Annotated in this window: 15 protein-coding genes and 1 pseudogene; 8 read left to right on the top strand and 8 right to left on the bottom strand. The window is 75.3% G+C overall.

The window, feature by feature from the left end:
- Positions 1 to 165 precede the first annotated feature (165 nt).
- Positions 166 to 957, bottom strand: a complete 792-nt coding sequence (locus tag GQS52_RS15655; RefSeq protein ID WP_182314024.1) for a VOC family protein — start codon at positions 955 to 957, stop codon at positions 166 to 168.
- Positions 958 to 1,108: 151 nt separating this feature from the next.
- Between GQS52_RS15655 and GQS52_RS15650 the strand changes: the two genes are divergently transcribed.
- The 3 genes from GQS52_RS15650 to GQS52_RS15640 all read left to right on the top strand — a co-directional run bounded on the left by GQS52_RS15650 (position 1,109) and on the right by GQS52_RS15640 (position 3,887).
- Positions 1,109 to 1,762: a TetR family transcriptional regulator gene (locus GQS52_RS15650; RefSeq protein WP_182314023.1), complete on the top strand. Its 654-nt coding sequence runs from the start codon at positions 1,109 to 1,111 to the stop codon at positions 1,760 to 1,762.
- A gap of 174 nt (positions 1,763 to 1,936) precedes the next feature.
- Positions 1,937 to 3,001 (top strand): CoA ester lyase, encoded by a 1,065-nt coding sequence (locus tag GQS52_RS15645; protein WP_182314022.1) that lies wholly within the window; start codon positions 1,937 to 1,939, stop codon positions 2,999 to 3,001.
- A gap of 4 nt (positions 3,002 to 3,005) precedes the next feature.
- A complete protein-coding gene (locus GQS52_RS15640) occupies positions 3,006 to 3,887 on the top strand; it encodes a CoA ester lyase (protein ID WP_259370798.1) in 882 nt (293 codons plus the stop codon).
- Positions 3,888 to 4,320: 433 nt separating this feature from the next.
- Here GQS52_RS15640 and GQS52_RS15635 read toward each other — a convergent pair whose 3' ends face one another.
- Both GQS52_RS15635 and GQS52_RS15630 read right to left on the bottom strand, forming a co-directional pair.
- Positions 4,321 to 4,809: an ATP-binding protein gene (locus GQS52_RS15635; protein WP_182314021.1), complete on the bottom strand. Its 489-nt coding sequence runs from the start codon at positions 4,807 to 4,809 to the stop codon at positions 4,321 to 4,323.
- Between the two features lie 475 nt (positions 4,810 to 5,284).
- Positions 5,285 to 5,659 (bottom strand): STAS domain-containing protein, encoded by a 375-nt coding sequence (locus tag GQS52_RS15630; protein WP_182314020.1) that lies wholly within the window; start codon positions 5,657 to 5,659, stop codon positions 5,285 to 5,287.
- Between the two features lie 354 nt (positions 5,660 to 6,013).
- Here GQS52_RS15630 and GQS52_RS15625 point away from each other — a divergent pair, with 354 nt between their 5' ends.
- A complete protein-coding gene (locus GQS52_RS15625) occupies positions 6,014 to 6,577 on the top strand; it encodes a sigma-70 family RNA polymerase sigma factor (RefSeq protein WP_182314019.1) in 564 nt (187 codons plus the stop codon).
- Complete coding sequence (locus GQS52_RS15620; RefSeq protein ID WP_182314018.1) at positions 6,574 to 7,680, top strand: maleylpyruvate isomerase family mycothiol-dependent enzyme; 1,107 nt, start codon at positions 6,574 to 6,576, stop codon at positions 7,678 to 7,680. The genes GQS52_RS15625 and GQS52_RS15620 overlap by 4 nt, the downstream gene beginning before the upstream one ends.
- Before the next feature lie 82 nt (positions 7,681 to 7,762).
- Here GQS52_RS15620 and purU read toward each other — a convergent pair whose 3' ends face one another.
- Together purU and GQS52_RS15610 are read right to left on the bottom strand one after the other, a co-directional pair.
- Positions 7,763 to 8,626 (bottom strand): formyltetrahydrofolate deformylase, encoded by an 864-nt coding sequence (gene purU / locus GQS52_RS15615; RefSeq protein ID WP_182316481.1) that lies wholly within the window; start codon positions 8,624 to 8,626, stop codon positions 7,763 to 7,765.
- 208 nt (positions 8,627 to 8,834) lie between these two features.
- Positions 8,835 to 9,272, bottom strand: a complete 438-nt coding sequence (locus GQS52_RS15610; protein WP_259370797.1) for a hypothetical protein — start codon at positions 9,270 to 9,272, stop codon at positions 8,835 to 8,837.
- A 170-nt stretch (positions 9,273 to 9,442) separates the two neighbouring features.
- Here GQS52_RS15610 and GQS52_RS28420 point away from each other — a divergent pair.
- Together GQS52_RS28420 and GQS52_RS28415 are read left to right on the top strand one after the other, a co-directional pair.
- Positions 9,443 to 9,829: pseudogene (locus tag GQS52_RS28420) on the top strand (ABC transporter substrate-binding protein); the annotation flags it as partial.
- 169 nt (positions 9,830 to 9,998) lie between these two features.
- Positions 9,999 to 10,697 (top strand): hypothetical protein, encoded by a 699-nt coding sequence (locus GQS52_RS28415; RefSeq protein WP_346268244.1) that lies wholly within the window; start codon positions 9,999 to 10,001, stop codon positions 10,695 to 10,697.
- 118 nt (positions 10,698 to 10,815) lie between these two features.
- Here the strand turns inward: GQS52_RS28415 and GQS52_RS15600 are convergent, their stop codons facing one another.
- Positions 10,816 to 12,453 carry a hypothetical protein gene (locus GQS52_RS15600; RefSeq protein WP_259370796.1) on the bottom strand — a complete coding sequence of 546 codons (1,638 nt, stop codon included), beginning with the start codon at positions 12,451 to 12,453 and terminating at the stop codon, positions 10,816 to 10,818.
- Positions 12,454 to 12,618: 165 nt separating this feature from the next.
- Positions 12,619 to 14,001 carry a transcriptional regulator gene (locus GQS52_RS15595; RefSeq protein WP_182314016.1) on the bottom strand — a complete coding sequence of 461 codons (1,383 nt, stop codon included), beginning with the start codon at positions 13,999 to 14,001 and terminating at the stop codon, positions 12,619 to 12,621.
- Between the two features lie 225 nt (positions 14,002 to 14,226).
- Between GQS52_RS15595 and GQS52_RS15590 the strand changes: the two genes are divergently transcribed.
- Positions 14,227 to 14,880 carry a bifunctional DNA primase/polymerase gene (locus tag GQS52_RS15590; RefSeq protein WP_346268243.1) on the top strand — a complete coding sequence of 218 codons (654 nt, stop codon included), beginning with the start codon at positions 14,227 to 14,229 and terminating at the stop codon, positions 14,878 to 14,880.
- Positions 14,881 to 14,956: 76 nt separating this feature from the next.
- On the opposite strand, the gene GQS52_RS15585 is transcribed toward GQS52_RS15590, so the two are convergent.
- A complete protein-coding gene (locus tag GQS52_RS15585) occupies positions 14,957 to 15,862 on the bottom strand; it encodes an alpha/beta hydrolase (RefSeq protein WP_182314014.1) in 906 nt (301 codons plus the stop codon).
- Positions 15,863 to 16,051: the final 189 nt, after the last annotated feature.

The following is a 16,051-nucleotide window of genomic DNA, read 5'->3' as shown; positions in this document are numbered from 1 at the left end:
CTACCGACTTCCGGGGTACGTGAACCGATTCTTCCTGGCGGGAGTACGTGGTGCGAACCCGGGGCGGGGGAGACCGCTGCCTACTGGGGAAACGCTAATCGACAACCGGCCCGGGACGGCACAGGGCACGGCGGGCCGGGGTGCGGCGGGACGGGGAACGGCGCCTCAGGAGGGCCCCGCCCCGGTGCGGCGGGAGGTGTCGACCACCGCGAAGCCGGCTCCCTGGTCGTCGGAGACGGAGGCGTACCGGCCGGAGGGGGTGTCCAGCGGGCCGTGGTGGACCCGGCCGCCGAGCCGGACCAGGGTCTCCAGCGCCGCGTCGCAGTCGGTGACGGCGAAGTAGGTGACGAAGTGCGGCGGCAGCTCGGCGGGGAATCCGGAACCCATGCGCACGCGTCCGGCGACGGGTTCCCCGCCCGTCCCGGGCAGGGACCATTCGGCGAAGTCGAACTCCCCGGCGCCCTCCGGCCGTTTCGTTTCGAACCCGAAGACCTCCCCGTAGAAACGGTCGACCGCCTCGGGCGCCCGGGTGAGCAGTTCGGTCCGGCAGAACGAACCGGGTTCGCCCTTCCTGCCGAACCCGGCGCAGTCCTTTCCCCGCCAGACCCCGAATACGGCCCCGCCGGGATCCTGAGCCGTCATCATCGTGCCGAATCCGTCCACCTCGGCGGGGCCGATCAGTACGTGCCCGCCGGCCCTCCGGATCGCTTCCCCGGTCTCCCGGAGATCGGGCGAGCAGAAATACACGTTCCAGACCGTGGGCATGCGCCCGTCGCGCTTGGGAACGAGCGCCGCCACATTCTCTCCGTCGCGGAATGCCTGCGTGTAGTGACCGTACTCGGCCCGTCCGCCGCCGAAGGTCCAGCCGAAGAGTTCCCCGTAGAAACGCTTGCCGGCCTCCAGGTCGGGGAGCATGGCATCGACCCAGCAGGGCTCCCCCAATGCGTGTCCGGGCATGTTCGCGGATTCCTCTCGCGCGCGAAAGCAGCGTAATGTGACGCGCCGTCCACGCTAGCGACAGGGAGTGCGGTGCGCGCGGCGGAGAAGTCCCTTCCCCATTTGCATCCCGCCGAATCGCGCCAGGATCACCCGCCGGTAAGCTGACGGCATGACAGCACAAGTTCGCACCGTCGACGGCCGTGTTGCCGGGCGACGCGGACAGGCGACGCGGCAGAAGCTGCTCGACTGCCTCGCGGAAATGCTCGCCACTTCGCCGTACCGGGACGTCAAGGTAATCGACGTGGCCCGGATGGCGGGTACCTCCCCCGCCACGTTCTACCAGTACTTCCCCGATGTCGAGGGGGCCGTTCTCGAGATCGCCGACGAGATGGCCAAGGAGGCTTCGGGGCTCACCGACATCGTCGCGGGCCGTTCCTGGGCGGGTAAGTCCGGCATGAGCGCGGCGGAGGACCTCGTGGAGGGTTTCCTCGCCTTCTGGCGGAAGAACGACGCCATTCTGCGCGTCGTGGAACTCGGCGCGGCGGAGGGCGACAAGCGGTTCGGCAAGATCCGCATGAAGGTGCTCAACGCCGTCGTCTCCCCCTTGCAGGAAACGGTCAAGCAGCTGCAGTCCAAGCGCAAGGTGGACGCGTCGGTGAACCCCGGTGCGATCGCCGGGGCCCTGGTCGTGATGCTGGCGGGGATCTCGTCCCACCAGAAGGGGTTCCAGAGCTGGGGGGCCAAGCAGGCCGACCTCAAACCCAACCTCGCCCTGCTGGTGCACCTGGGTGTCACCGGCCGCAAGCCCTCCGCGTCCAAGTAGGCCCCCCGCACGCCGCCCCTCCCGGCCGGACCGGCTCCCGGGACGGGGCCACGGCTGTTACCAACCGCACAGCAACCGGCCGGTAACCTGCGCGGGGAGCGCGCGTAGGGTGATCGCGGTACGTGGCCCAGAGCCGACAGCACGTCACCCGAACCCTCACCCTGGAGACTCTCCATGCGCTCTCCGAAGGACTTCTTCCGCCCCCTGGCCGTGGGCGCCCCGGACCCCGTCCGGGAGATCCCGTTCCGGCCGTCCCGGATGATCCACTTCTTCGACCCCTCCAACGAGAAGATGGCGGCGAAGGTGCCGTCCATCGCGCCCAAGGTGGACATCCTGCTGGGCAACCTCGAGGACGCGGTCCAGGCGGACCGCAAGGAGGCCGCCCGCAACGGCCTGGTGGAGATCGCCTCGGCCACCGACTTCGGCGACACCCAGCTGTGGACCCGGGTCAACAGCCTGGACTCCCCCTGGGGCCTGGACGACCTGCTCACCCTGGTGCCGGCCGTGGGCCACAAGCTCGACGTGATCATGGTCCCGAAGGTCGAGGGCGCCGAGGACATCCACTACGTGGACCGGCTGCTGGCCCAGCTCGAGGCCAAGGCCGGCCTGGAGCGGCCGATCCTGGTGCACGCCATCCTGGAGACCGCGACCGGCGTGGCCAACGTCGAGGAGATCGCCGGCGCCAGCCCGCGCATGCAGGGCATGTCGCTGGGCCCGGCCGACCTGGCGGCCAGCCGCCGGATGAAGACCACCCGCGTGGGCGGCGGCCACCCCGGCTACCTGGTCCGCCAGGACCCGGACGCCGCGAACCCGGAGGCCCCCCGCGCCACCTACCAGCAGGACCTGTGGCACTACACCCTGGCCCGCATGGTCGACGCCTGCGTCGCGCACGGGCTGCTCCCCTTCTACGGGCCGTTCGGCGACATCCGCGACACCACCGCCTGCGAGGACCAGTTCCGCAACGCCTTCCTGCTGGGCTGCGTGGGCGCCTGGAGCCTGCACCCGGTGCAGATCGACATCGCCAAGCGGGTCTTCTCCCCCGAGCCGGCCGACGTCGCGTGGGCCCGCAAGGTCATCGACGCCATGGGCGACGGCACCGGCGCGGTGATGATCGACGGCAAGATGCAGGACGACGCGACCGTCAAGCAGTGCAGGGTGGTCGCCGAACTGGCCGACTCCCTCGCCGCCCGCGACGCCGACCTGGCCGCGGCCTACGCCGCCGCGAGCAAGGAGGCCTGACACCGTGGCGAACACCGACGCCCTGCGCCCGCGCCGCTCCGTGCTCTACATGCCCGGCGCCAACGAGCGGGCCCTGGAGAAGGCCAAGACCCTGGCCGCCGACGCCCTGATCCTCGACCTGGAGGACGCGGTCTCCCCCGAGGCCAAGGAGGACGCCCGCGAGCGGGTGTGCGCCGCGGCCGCCTCCGGCGAGTACGGCAGCCGCGAGCTGACGATCCGGGTCAACGGCCCCGGCACCCCCTGGCACGGGGACGACCTGCGGGCCGCCGCCCAGGCCGGCCCGGACGCCGTCGTGGTGCCCAAGGTCGACTCCGCGCGGACCGTGCGGGAGGTCGAGGAGGCCCTGGTCGCGGCGGGCGCACCGGAGCACACGAAGATCTGGGCGATGCTGGAGACCCCGGTCGCCATGCTGCACGCCGAGGAGATCGCCTCCGCGAGCGAGCGGCTGACCGTGCTGGTCATGGGCACCAACGACCTGGTCAAGGAGCTGCACGCGCAGTTCGTGCCGGGCCGCGCCCCGCTGCTGCCCGGCCTCGGCCTGGCCCTGCTGGGCGCCCGCGCCGCGGGCAAGGTGATCCTGGACGGCGTCTACAACGATGTGAAGGACCCCGAGGGCTTCGAGGCGGAGTGCCTGCAGGGCCGGCAGATGGGCTTCGACGGCAAGACGCTGATCCACCCCGGGCAGCTGGAGGCGGCCAACCGCGTCTTCGCCCCCTCCGAGGAGGAGGTGGAGCGGTCCCGCCGGGTCATCGACGCCTTCGAGGAGGCCCGCCGCGAGGGCCGCGGCGTGGCCACCGTGGACGGCCGCCTGATCGAGAACCTGCACGTGGACATGGCCCGCCAGGTGCTGGCCACCGTCGAGGCGATCGAGCGGGCCCGGGGCTGATCCGCCGGGCGGTCCGGCCGCGGCCGTGTCGCGGCCGGACCGCAACCGGGCCCCCCTGCGCACGGCACACGGCGCACGGCCGGGTCCCGGCGCGGGGAGCGCTGTCGGACCCGGTGGGTGGCGGGACGCCGTGCGCTCCCCGGGCGAGGCACCGCGGGCCGCCACCCGTCGCCCCCGGGAGCCGGGCTCCCGGGCGCCACCGGGCCGCGATCCACACTCGCCGAGGACGTGCCCTCGGGCCGGCCTCGGCGTCCCCTCGCCGCGGATCGCTGCCACAAGGGTGATCATCGGACCACTCGGCGTCAACAGTGCGACGGCCCGCAGTCGGACGTCCGGCGGTCCGGGGCCGGGCACGGCGGGCCCGCGGCCGCACGGCGGCGCGGGCGGTCCGAGCAGTACGGGCGGCGCGGGCCGTCAGAGCGGTCCGGGCGCGTCAGCCCGCGAGGACCGAGAGCGGCACCACGGGGATCGGGGCCGCGGGCGGGGCCGCCGGCAGCGGGCGGGTCCGGTCGATCTCGCACCAGATCCGCTTCCCGGCGCCCTCGCGGTGCCAGCCCCAGCGGTCGGCGAGCCCGTCGACCAGTTCCAGGCCGCGGCCCCCGGTGTCCTCCTTGCGGGCCTGCCTCGGCCGCGGCGGCAGGCCGCTGGCGTCGGCGACCTCCACGCGGACCGTTCCCCGCGCCCGGCAGCCGGCCCGTCCCCCCGGCGCCTCGCGCGGCAGCCGCATCCGCAGGACGGCCGGGCAGCCGGTGTGGACCACCGCGTTGGTGACCAGCTCCGAGATCAGCAGGACGAGGACCTCGTGCAACGGCTCGTCCGCGTCGATGCCCGAACCCGAGAGCCGGGACCGGGCCCACCTGCGCGCCCGCCCCACCTCCGCGGGGTCGGGTCCGACTTCCAACTGCACCTGGAGAGCCTGCACCGCTCACACCGTCCGAACCGGCGCACACGTCGCCGCGAGCCCCCGCGCCGTCACCCTCGGTGACCGGAACGGGGGGCAGGATGCCTGACACGCAGCCGCCGTCACGAGCACTCCGTGCGCGTTCCCGCGCGGGCCCCGGGCGTCGGGGAGGGAGGAGGACCGGCTGCTGCGGGGCGAGGACCAGCGCCGACGGCTCGCGAGAGCCTCCCGCGCACCCGCTCCGCGGGTCCGGGGGTGGTCGTCGCGCCGTCGTACCACTCGCACCCGATGGAGAGTACCCGAGGAGGACGGCGACTCCGGGCCGTGACGGGTCACACTCAGGACACGACCCGATATCGGTCACCGAGGGACACCCTGCGGGGACAAAGGGCGACGTGCCGGTCCCGGCCGAAGCAGAACGGGACGGGTCGGGACGCCGCGGGCGGAACGCCGCGGGCCGGGCCGGTACGGACCGGCCCGGCCGGGACGGGTCCGGTCAGGCCGACAGGGGCCGGGCGGAGTCGTCCGTGGCGGCGTCCAGGTCGGGGTAGACCTCGAAGAGCCGGCGGACGCCGAGGGCGGCGAGGACACGATTGACGTGCGAGCCGTCGACCGCGCCCTGCGCGGGCAGGATCAGCCGCAGCTCGCCCGCGCACGACCGCATCAGCCGACGGGCCGCGACGAGCACCCCCACCCCGCTGGAGTCGCAGAACCGCACGTCGCCGAGGTCGAGCACCACGCGGCGGCGCCCCTCGGCGACGGCCTCGTGCACCTGCTGCCGGACCGCCGGAGACGTCAGCAGGTCCATCTCGCCGGAGACCCGGACGACCGCCCAGCCGCTCCGCTCGTCCTCCCTCACCCGCAGTGCCACGCGTCCGCAACCCCTCGTCGTCGGCTGTGCCTCGCCCTCCGCCCGGTCGCCCGCGGCCCCGTCCGGGACGCACACATCCCGTCCCCAAACGGAACCCCGCCCCCCGCGGCCGGGCACGCGTCCGACCCTATGCCCTACCCCGGGGGCCGACGGAACGGAAAATCGGTCACGCCCTCGTAACACATCGTCCGCGGCAGATCGCGGAACGTGCCCGGACCACCATGGTTCCGGCGAAGGGGCACACAGTGCCACGCGCCCCCGATACATTCGACGCGGCGGCCCCCGGCAGCTCCCGGCAGCTCCGGCAGCCGGAGCACGCCGACGGCGACGACGACCACACAACGGGACGGCCCCATGGCGACACCCGCACCGGCCGACGGGGACCTGCGGATGCGGCAGCGCCTGGTGCGCGGCGAGGAGGCCGCCCTCCGGGAGCTCTACGACCGCTTCGCCCCCCTCGTGCACTCCCTGGCCACCCGCATCACCGACGACACCGGCGCCGCGGAGCAGGTCACCCTGGAGGTCTTCGCCCGCGTCTGGCAGGACCCCGCCGCCCACGACCCCCGGGACGGCACGCTGCGCTCCTGGATCGCCGGCCTCGCCCGGCAGGAGGCCGTGCGGCGGCTGCGCGAGTCCGGGAGCGCCGGGCCGGGAAACGCGGGGCCGGGGAGCGCCGGAGACCCCGGAGGGGTCGAGGCGGGGGTCCGGGAGGCGTCGGCGGCCGCCCGGGCCGACTACATCCTCACCTCCATGCCGGCGCCGCTGCGCCGCGCCCTCGACCTGGCCTGCCGCAGGAAGTACGACTACCGGCAGGTCGCGGCGGAGCTGGGCGTGACGGAGGAGGAGGCCCGCCGCAGGCTGCGGCTGGGACTGCAACTGCTGTCCACGGCCGGGGCACCGCCGGAGCGGCCGTCGTGAGCGGCGCCGACGGCGGCCGGGCCGCCCACGCCCTCTTCCGCTCCCTGCTGGGCGCCTGGGCCCTCGACGCCTGCTCCGGCCAGGAGGCCGGTGCCGTCGAGGCCCATCTGAACGACTGCGGGTCCTGCGCCGAGGAGGCCGTGCGGCTGCGCGGCGCGGTCCGCTTCCTCTCGCCCGAGGAGCCCCTCGACCCGGATCCGCTGCTGCGCACCGAGGTGCTCCGGGAGTGCCTGGACCGCAGGCCGGCCGGCGTCGCCGTCCCGCCGTGGGCGGCCCCGTACGACGCGGAGACCGCCAGGCTGGACGCGCTGCTGCGCGACCTGGGCGACGCCGAGTGGGAGACGCCGGTCACCCTGTCCTGGTCCTCGGGGGCGCGCCGGCTCACCCTGTGCGGGGTGCTGGCGCACCTGGGCTCGGTGGACGGCCTCGTGTCCACCGCCCTCGGCCTGCCCGACCCGCTGGGGCCCGGGGCCCCGCGCACCCGCGCGGAGCGCACCGACCTGGCCGAGGAGCGCTGCCGCGCGCACGGTCCGCCGTTCGTCCGGGAGAAGTGGCGCTCCCAGACCCGCGGGATCGTGCGCGCCGCCGCCCTCGCCCCGGCCGGGGGCGGCGCCCCGCCGGTGGACTTCGCGGAGTTCGCCCTGCCGCTGCCCGACGCCCTGCGGTACCGGGCCTTCGAGTGCTGGGTCCACGCCCAGGACGTCGCGGAGGCCGTCGACTACCCGTACGGCCCGCCGGCCGCAGACCACCTCAACCAGCTGATCGACCTCGCCGCGCGGATGCTGCCGGAGTCCCTGGCCCTGCGCCGCCGGGCGGGGCGGGCGGCCCTGCCCGGCCGCCTCACCGAGGCGGGGCGGCCGGGCCGGGCGGTGCGGCTGGAGATCGGGGGCGACGGCGGCGGCACCTGGCTGGTGCCCCTGGACTCCCCCGGCGCGGCGGTGTCGGGGGAGTCCAGCGTGGCCCGCCTGGCCCTGGACGGGCTGGAGTTCTGCCGGCTGGCCGCGGGCCACGCGGACCCGGGGCGGGTCGCCGCGGGCGTCGAGGGGGACGCCGCCGCGGTGCACGAGGTGCTGCACGCCACCGCGGCACTGTCCCGGCTCTGACCGGCCCCGGGGGGCGGGGCAGGAGCGGGAACAGGGGCGAGGCGGGCGCGGGGGCGGGGCGGGCGCGGCGCGGGCGCGGCCGTCAGGCGAAGACGACGGTGCGGTGCCCGTTGAGCAGCACCCGGTGCTCGCTGTGCCACTTCACCGCGCGCGCCAGCGCCTGGCACTCCACGTCCCGGCCGACGGCGACCAGCTGCTCGGGGGTGACCTCGTGGCCGACCCGCTCGACCTCCTGCTCGATGATCGGGCCCTCGTCGAGGTCGGCGGTGACGTAGTGGGCGGTCGCGCCGATCAGCTTCACACCGCGGGCGTGCGCCTGGTGGTAGGGCTTGGCGCCCTTGAAGCTCGGCAGGAAGGAGTGGTGGATGTTGATGATGCGGCCGGCCAGCGCCTTGCACAGATCGTCGGAGAGCACCTGCATGTAGCGGGCGAGCACCACGAGTTCGACGTTCTCGGCCTCGACCAGCTCCAGCAGTTCCGCCTCGGCCTCGGCCTTGTTGTCCTTGGTGACCGGGATGTGGCGGAAGGGGATGCCGTAGGAGGCGACCAGCTCCTGGAAGTCGGTGTGGTTGGAGACCACGGCGGCGATCTCCACCGGGAGCGCCCCGATCCGGGTGCGGAAGAGCAGGTCGTTCAGGCAGTGCCCGAACTTGCTGACCATCAGCACGACCCGCATGCGGCTGTCCGCCCGGTGCAGCTGCCAGTCCATCCGGAAGGAGTCCGCGATCGCCGCGAAGCTGGCCCGCAGCTTCTCCACGGTGACCGGGCTGTCGGCGGAGAAGTGCACCCGCATGAAGAACAGGCCGGTGTCGTGGTCGCCGAACTGGCGGCTGTCCTCGATGTTGCAGCCGGTCATGAACAGGTAGCTCGACACGGCGTGCACGATGCCCTGCTTGTCCGGGCAGGACAGCGTGAGGACGTACTGCGCAGGCTGCGGCTCGTTCACCAGGTATCCCTCTTCCTCCACGACAGACCTCCTAGCGTGGCACATCCGCCCCCCGTCCGGCCGGGACGTCCGGTCCGCAAGAAGGCGCGGTCCCGCGGACGGGCGCGGGCCGGTGCGGCCGTCGGTCAGCGGGCGAGGGCCGGTGCGGCCGGCGGTCAGCGGGCGAGGGCCGGTGCGGCCGGCGGTCAGCGGGCGAGGGCCGGTGCGGTCAGCGGGCGGCGACCACGGCGGCCAGGACGTCCAGGGAGCACGGCGGGGCGGCCGGGTCCTCGCCGTCGTTGGACGCCAGGAGCGTGTGCGCCTCGCGGGCGGCGCCGAGCACCTCGGGCCAGACCGGGTGCCCCAGGTAGGTCTGCACGGGGGCGTCCGCCCCCACCTCGTGCAGCACCCTCAGCACCCGCAGGACGGCCGCGTCGACGAGGGCCGCCTCCTGCTGGTCGCGGAAGATCGTCCCCACGTACTTCTCGGCGGACCAGTTGTCGAGCCAGGTGTCCTCGACCAGGCGGTAGACGGCGTCGGTCACGTCACCGTAACCGGGACGCCCCGCCAGCCAGCACTCCTGCTGGAAGACCGGGTCCCCGAGCATGTGGAGGGCGGAACGCACGTTGGCCCGCCACCGCCACCAGGGCATGTCGTTGATCGGCATACCGGCCATAGTGGTGGAGCGGGTACCCCGTCGGGAAGGCTTGTCCGTAGCGTGCACGATCTCCGATCATACGTTCCCCACAACCGGGCCCCGCCTGTTCACCCGTTCTCCACCCTCCGTTACCTGTCGCACGCACAGGAGTTTCACACCGGGCGGCAGCGTAGGGGGCCATGACAGACCGGCGTCGCCCCCCCGCCCTCCGCCTCAGAGCAACCGCCGCCTCCGCGGCGGCCGTCTCCCTGATCGGCGGCTGCGCCTCGCTCCCGGGCGCACCCTCCACGTCCACCGAGCCCGTCGTCGTGATGACCTGGGCCCCCGAGGGCACCAGGGCCAACAACATGTCCGGCATGCCCGCCATGGCGCAGGCGTACAGCAGGTACGTCAACGCCAACGGCGGGATCAACGGGCGGGAACTGAAGGTCGTCACCTGCAACGAGGGCCACAACAGCGTCAAGGCCGCGCGGTGCGCGCGCCGCGCCGTCACCGAGGGCGCGGTCGCCGTCGTCGGCTCCTACAGCGAGCACGGCCGCAGCTTCATGCCCACCCTCGAGGCCGCCGGCATCCCCTACGTCGGCGGGTACGGCATAGCCTCCGAGGAGTTCACCAGCGCCTCGTCCTACCCGGTCAACGGCGGCCCCGGCCCTGCTCGCGGGCAACGGCCGGCAGCTCGCCGACAGCTGCGAACGCGTCTCCCTGGTCCGCCCGGACAGCATCGCCGGCGACCCGATGCCGGACTTCCTCAGCTCCGGGCTGACGGCCGGCGGCCGCGGCACCGCGCGGGACATCATGGTGGCCCACGACTCCACCGACTACACCTCGCAGGCCCACGCCGCCATCGGCGACGACCTGCCCTCCTCCTGCGTCTCCGCGGTGCTCGGCGAGCGCACCGACACCTTCTTCGACTCCTTCCGGCGGCTCAAGCCGGACAACACGCGGATCGCCTCGGTGCTCGGCAGCATCGACCAGTCCCTGGTCGACCGGACCGGCGGCGCCGACGGCCCCCTGGAGGGAGCCTGGGCCACCGGCTGGTACCCGCCGGCCGACGACCCCCGCTGGGACGGCATGCGCAAGGTGGTGCGCACCCACGCCTTCGGCGACAACCGCATCGACATCAGCGACCCGGGGGCGCAGACCACCTGGATCGCGTACACGGTCTTCACCTCCGCGGCCCGGGCACTGGGCGACAAGCCGGTCACGGCCCGCACGATCGCCCGGGAGCTCGACAACGGCGAGGGCATCGGCACCGGCGGGCTGACCCAGCGGCTGAGCTGGCGCTACAGCGACCTGCTCGCCGTCCACGACTACCCGCGGATCGTCAACACCTCGGTGACCTTCCAGGTCGTGCGGAACGGCCGGCTGACCGCCATGCGCGACCGGCTGGTCGACGTGCGGGTGATGCTCGAGGGCGCCGACGACCCGGCCTGACCCCGCCCCGGCGGCGCCGTCCGGTCGCCCCGGCGGCGCCGGACTGTCCCGGTGGCCCGTCCGGCCCCGGCGGCGCCGTTCGGCCGAGCCCCGGTTCCGGGGGCCGCCGGGCGGGCCGTCAGAGCTGGGTCGCGCTGCGCTCGGTGAGCTCGTACTTCTTGGCGATGGCGTTCCACAGCGCCGCGGCCTGCTGCTTGGCGGCCGTCGCCTCCCCGCTGGCCCTGTTCCCGGCCGCGGCCTGCCCGGTCTGCCGGGCCCTGCCGCCCTTGCAGCCCTTCTTCCCGGCCACCTGGTCGGCCCAGGCCGCGTAGTGGTTGTCGGCGGAGGCGGACGCCTTCCACGCGCTGTTGAGCTGCGCGGTGAGCTGCTGGTGCTGCGGCAGCTTGTCCACCGACAGCTTCGACAGCCTGGTGACGAGGTCGTTGCGCTGGCCGGCGGCCGCGCGCAGGTCGGCCGCCGCCCGGGACAGGTCCTTGCAGGCGGTGATGTTCGCGACCGAGCGGATCACCGACTCGCGGCTGTCGTTGCTGTCGGCGAGCAGCGCGTCCAGCGCGACGGCCTGCTCCTTCACCGGGTCGGCGGACGCCTCGGGCGAGGCGTTCTTCACGGCGGCGGACTGCGACGGCTGCGCGCTCTCGGCCGCCACCGGCTTCCGGTCCTCCTCGTCGTCGCTGCTGAGCGCGGCGCCGGCGCTCAGCCCGGCCAGGGCGCAGCCGCCGATGACGATGCCGGCCAGGGCCGCCGGCGACAGGTCGCGGCTGCTGAACCTCCGCCCGCCGGAGGACCGGCCGCCCGGGCTCCCGCCCGCGGCCCGGCGCGCGGCGCGCGGCCCGGCGGGCGGCCCCCCGTGCGGGGCGGCGGCACGCGAGGGCGCCGGGCGCCGGTCGGAGGGCGGCTCCTCGAAGCGCGGCATCTGCTGGGTGGCGCCCGCCTCCTGGACGGGTCCGGGCTGCGCCGCGGGCACCGGCGGCACGCCCTGCGCCGCCGGGGCCGCCTCCGGCGGCAGCGGGGCGCGCAGCTCCTGCTCCTCCCGGTAGGGCTGGATCAGCTGCGTCGCCTCGGCGTCGGGGGCCGGGGCCTTTGGTGCCTCGTCGCGGTACGGGCGCAGCACCGTGGTGCGCTCCGCCTCGTCCTGGCCGGCGTCGTGGAACGGCTGCCCGGGCGGCGGGCCCTGCGGGTACGGCGGCAGGACCGTCGTCTGCTCGGCCGCCTCCCCCGCCGGGGGCGGCAGCGGCGCCGAACCGGCGCCGTGGGAGGCGCCGTAGGGGTCGTGGGAGCCGCCGTAGGAGCCGTGCGGGGCGCCGTAGGGGTCGTGGGCGGCATGGGGGGCGTACGCGGCGTGGGCGCCCTGTGCCCCGCCGTGGGCCGGGGCCCCGCCGTACGAGGGGGCGTCCCCGTAGGAGGGCGCGTCCCCGTACTGGGACGGGCCGCCGTGGGCCGGGCCGCCGTGGGCCGGGCCGCCGTGGGCCGGGACGCCGTGGGCCGGGACGCCGCCGTACGAGGGGGCGTTCCCGTACGAGGGGGCGTTCCCGTACGAGGGGGCGTTCCCGTACGGCGGGGCGGGCTGCGGGGTCCAGGGGGTGCCGTTGCCGTCGTCCTGCCCGCCGCCCCACGGGGCTCCGCCGGGGGCCGGTGCGGCGCCCCCGTGCGCCTGCTGGGGCGGCAGCGGCCGGTACAGGTCGTCCGGAGTCAGCTCGTCAGGACGTGCCCGCCGGCGCCCGGCGCCCGCCGCCTCGTCTCCCAGCCCGCCGTTCATCACCGGAGCTCCTGCCTGAACCTGATTCAGAAAATCACATCGACACGATCGTCGGCCCACGCTACCGGGTGAGGGCACCGGGCGGCCAAGAGCCCTGATCGTCCCCGCGGCTCCCGCCACCGCAGCGGCTCGGGCGGCGGCTCAGGCGGCGGCTCAGGCGGCGGCTCAGGCGGCGGACGCGGTCTCCTCCCGCCTCGCCTCGAACTCCTGCACCGCGGGCTCGCCGGCGAACGGCCCGAGCCGGTCCCGGAAGTCCTCCAGGTACTCCGAGCCGCGGCCCGACCGCAGCCCGGCCAGCAGCCCGACGGCCCGTGCGCCGGTGTCGCAGGCCTGCTCCAGCTCCCGCCGGTCCAGCTGCGCGCCGGCCAGGAGCAGCAGGTCCACCGCGCGGCGGCGGGCCCGCTTCTCCGGGTGCCCGGCCAGGGCCTCCTCGGCGTACCGGGCGGCCGCTTCCGGGCGGCCGAGGTCGCGGTGGCAGTGCGCCAGTTCGTCGGCCAGGTAGGCGTGGTCGAAGTGCGCGATCCAGTCGGGGTCCTCGTCCGGGCGGCTGCGCTCCATCGCGTCCACCGCGCGCCCGGCTGCGTCCTCGAACGCGGCGGTGTCGCCGGTCAGGGCGTGGCCGCGGGCCTCCGCCGCGCAGAACATGGCCTGCGCGGTCGCCGACGCCCGGCCGCGCACGCCCTCCTGCGCGGCCCGTGCCAACTGCGCCACCTCTCGCGGCGTCCCCAGCTGCGCGGCCAGGTGGCTCATGCCCGCGGCCAGCACGTAGCCGCCGTAGGCGCGGTCCCCCGCCGCCTGGGCCAGGCGCAGTGCCTGGATGTAGTAGCGCTGCGCGAGCCCGGGCTGCCCGGTGTCGACCGCCGTGTAGCCGGCCAGCTCGGTCAGCCGGGCGACGGCGGAGAAGAGCAGGCGGCCGGTCTCCTCCCGGTAGGAGCCCGCCAGCAGGCCGGAGACCACGCTGTTGAGGTAGTGCACGAGCACCGGCCGGACGTGGCCGCTGCCGAAGCGGTGGTCGAGTTCGGTCAGCGCCCGCGTCGTGGCGACGACGACGTCCACGTCGGCCCGGCCGACCCGGGGGCCGGCGGACCGGGCGACCTGCGGGTCGGGCCCGGTGATCAGCCAGTCCCGGCTGGGCTCGACCAGCGCGGAGGAGGCGACCTGGGAGCCGGTCAGGAAGTCCCTGCGGCCGACGTCGCTGCGCCACAGTTCGCAGACCTGCTCGATGGCCCCTCCGACGGTCGGGGAGAACTGCAGCCCCACCCCGGAGGCGAGGTTGCGCCCGCCGGCCATGCCGATCTCGTCGACCGTCACGGTGCGGCCCAGCTTCCGGCCCAGCGCCTCGGCGATGACCGCGGGGGCCCGGCCCCGCGGCTGCTGCCCGCGCAGCCAGCGCGCCACCGAGGTCTTGTCGTAGCGCAGGTCGAGGCCGTGCTCGGCCCCGCAGACGTTCACCCTGCGGGCCAGGCCCGCGTTCGAGCAGCCCGCCTCCTGGATCAGTGACTGCAGCCTCTCGTTCGGCTGTCGGGCCACGAGCGGTCTGGCGGCCATCCCTCTCCCCCTTGCACCGTCGTACGTCCTTCGGATGTGCGGATGTGCGGGCCGTCCTGCCGTTCGCCCGCCGACGTGCCGGGGGACTGCATACCCACGCCGGGACCGGGCCCCTCCCACGCGCCCCCGCCCTTGCACCGGTGCGCCCCGCGAGCCGCCCCTGCGCCCGCGCGAAACGCCGGTGCGGGCCCGTAACCCCGGTGCGGTCCGGCAGTTGTGATGGTCGTGGAGAACACCGTGGGAGTCCGGCGGCAGGTCACGGACCCGATGCTGGAAGCAGCCCTCCGGTACGCGGACGAACGGCACTGGGACGTGCTCGCGGGCGCACGGCTGGTCGAGGACGGGGGGACGCTGCGCTGCTCGTGCGGCCGGGTCCCCTGTCCCGCGCCCGGCGCGCACCCCGTGGAGCCCGGCTGGGCGGACCGGGCGAGCGGGAGCACGGTCGAGGTCCACCGGATGTGGCGCGAGCGGCCGGGGAGCTCCGTCCTCCTCCCGGCCGGGCGCTCCTTCGACGCCGTCGACGTACCGGAGGCCGCCGGCTTCCTGGCCCTGGCCCGGATGGAGCGGACGGAACTGCCCGCGGGGCCGGTGCTGTGCTCCCCGAAGCGGCGGCTGGTGTTCCTGGTGCTGCCCGGCGCGACCGCCAGGGTGCCCGCCCTGCTCCGGGCCCTGGGCCGGTCCGCCTCCTCGCTGGACCTGGTGGTGCGGGGCGAGGGCGACTACGTCCCGGCGCCGCCGACCCGGGTGGGCACCTCCGGGCCGGTGCAGTGGGCGCGCCCGCCCACGGCCAGCAACCGCTGGCTGCCGGACGTCGGGGAACTCCTCGGCCCGCTGGCCTACGCCTGCGGCCGCGAGGCCGCGGCCGCCCGCGCCCGCTGAGGCCCGGGCGCAGGGAGCGGCGGAGCGCACGGGGCGGCGGGGCGCACGGGGCGTCCCGGGCGCAGGGGGGCGGCGGTCAGTGCGAGGGGGCGGGGAGGGAGTGCTCGGCGAGGAAGGGCGCGACGGCGGCGTACCAGGCGTCGGGCTGCCCGTAGTGGAGGAGGGGCCCGGCCCCGGGGACCTCCGCGTAGCGGCCCCGCGGCAGGACGCGGACCATCTCCTGGGCCTCGGCGCGCCCCAGTTGGCCGTCGACGCCGCGCACCACGAGGGCGGGGCAGGGCACCTGGGCGAGGTCGTCCCAGTGCGCGTCGTACACCCACGCGTCGAGGGTGGCCATGACGTGGTCGGGGGAGAAGCCGGGCCACCAGCCGTCGGGGCGCCGTTCGAGCAGTTCGGCGTGGAAGTCCCCGCGGGCCGGGCAGGGCCGCTCCAGGGACGGGTCCTGCTCGCCGAACCAGCGGCGGGCCGCGTCGGGCGAGGCGAAGGGCAGCGGCCAGGAGTCCAGCCACCGGCGCTGCTCCTCGCGGGCGGCCCCGCCGAGTGCCGCGGCCCTGGTGTCGCAGACGACCAGGGCCCGGACGAGGTCGGGTCTTCGGGCCGCGAGCCGCCAGGCCGTCAGGGCGCCCATGCCGTGGCCGACGAGCACGGCCGGTCCCGCGCCCAGCTGCTCCAGGGCCGCCTCGGCGTCGCCGACGTGCGCCTCCAGGGAGTAGGCGGAGGGCTCCGCGGGCCTGTCGCTGTCCCCGTGGCCGCGCTGGTCCAGGGCGACCGTGCGGTGGTGCGGCGCGAGGAACCGCGCGGCGGGGGCCCAGGTGCTCGCGCGGCCCAGCAGGCCGTGCAGCAGGAGGACGCCCGGTGGGGACGGAACGGGCCCGGCGGACGCGACGGGCCCGGCGGACTCGGTGGACGCGGTGGACCCGGTGAAGTCCCATGCGGCGAGCCGTGTCCCCTGTGCCCCGATGACCTCGATGTGCCGGACCATCAGCCGTACTCCCTCCGCCCGCACGGACGTCCGGGCAGGCCCACGCTATCGAATCCTCGTTCGAAGCTGCTGCTCCGGCGCACAAGATCGCTCGTACGAGTGACAGCGCTCAAGGGTTGCCCGTCTCATCCCAGGGGATTACTTCCCACAGGAGGCGGCCCGCTCGGGGAAGACGGGTCGCGGGAGGCC

Origin of the sequence: Streptomyces sp. SCUT-3, from assembly GCF_014083985.1 — a bacterium.
GTDB lineage: Bacteria > Actinomycetota > Actinomycetes > Streptomycetales > Streptomycetaceae > Streptomyces_H > Streptomyces_H thermolineatus.
Note: the sequence above shows the minus strand (reverse complement) of the source record. Positions and strands in the feature narration are given on the sequence as shown.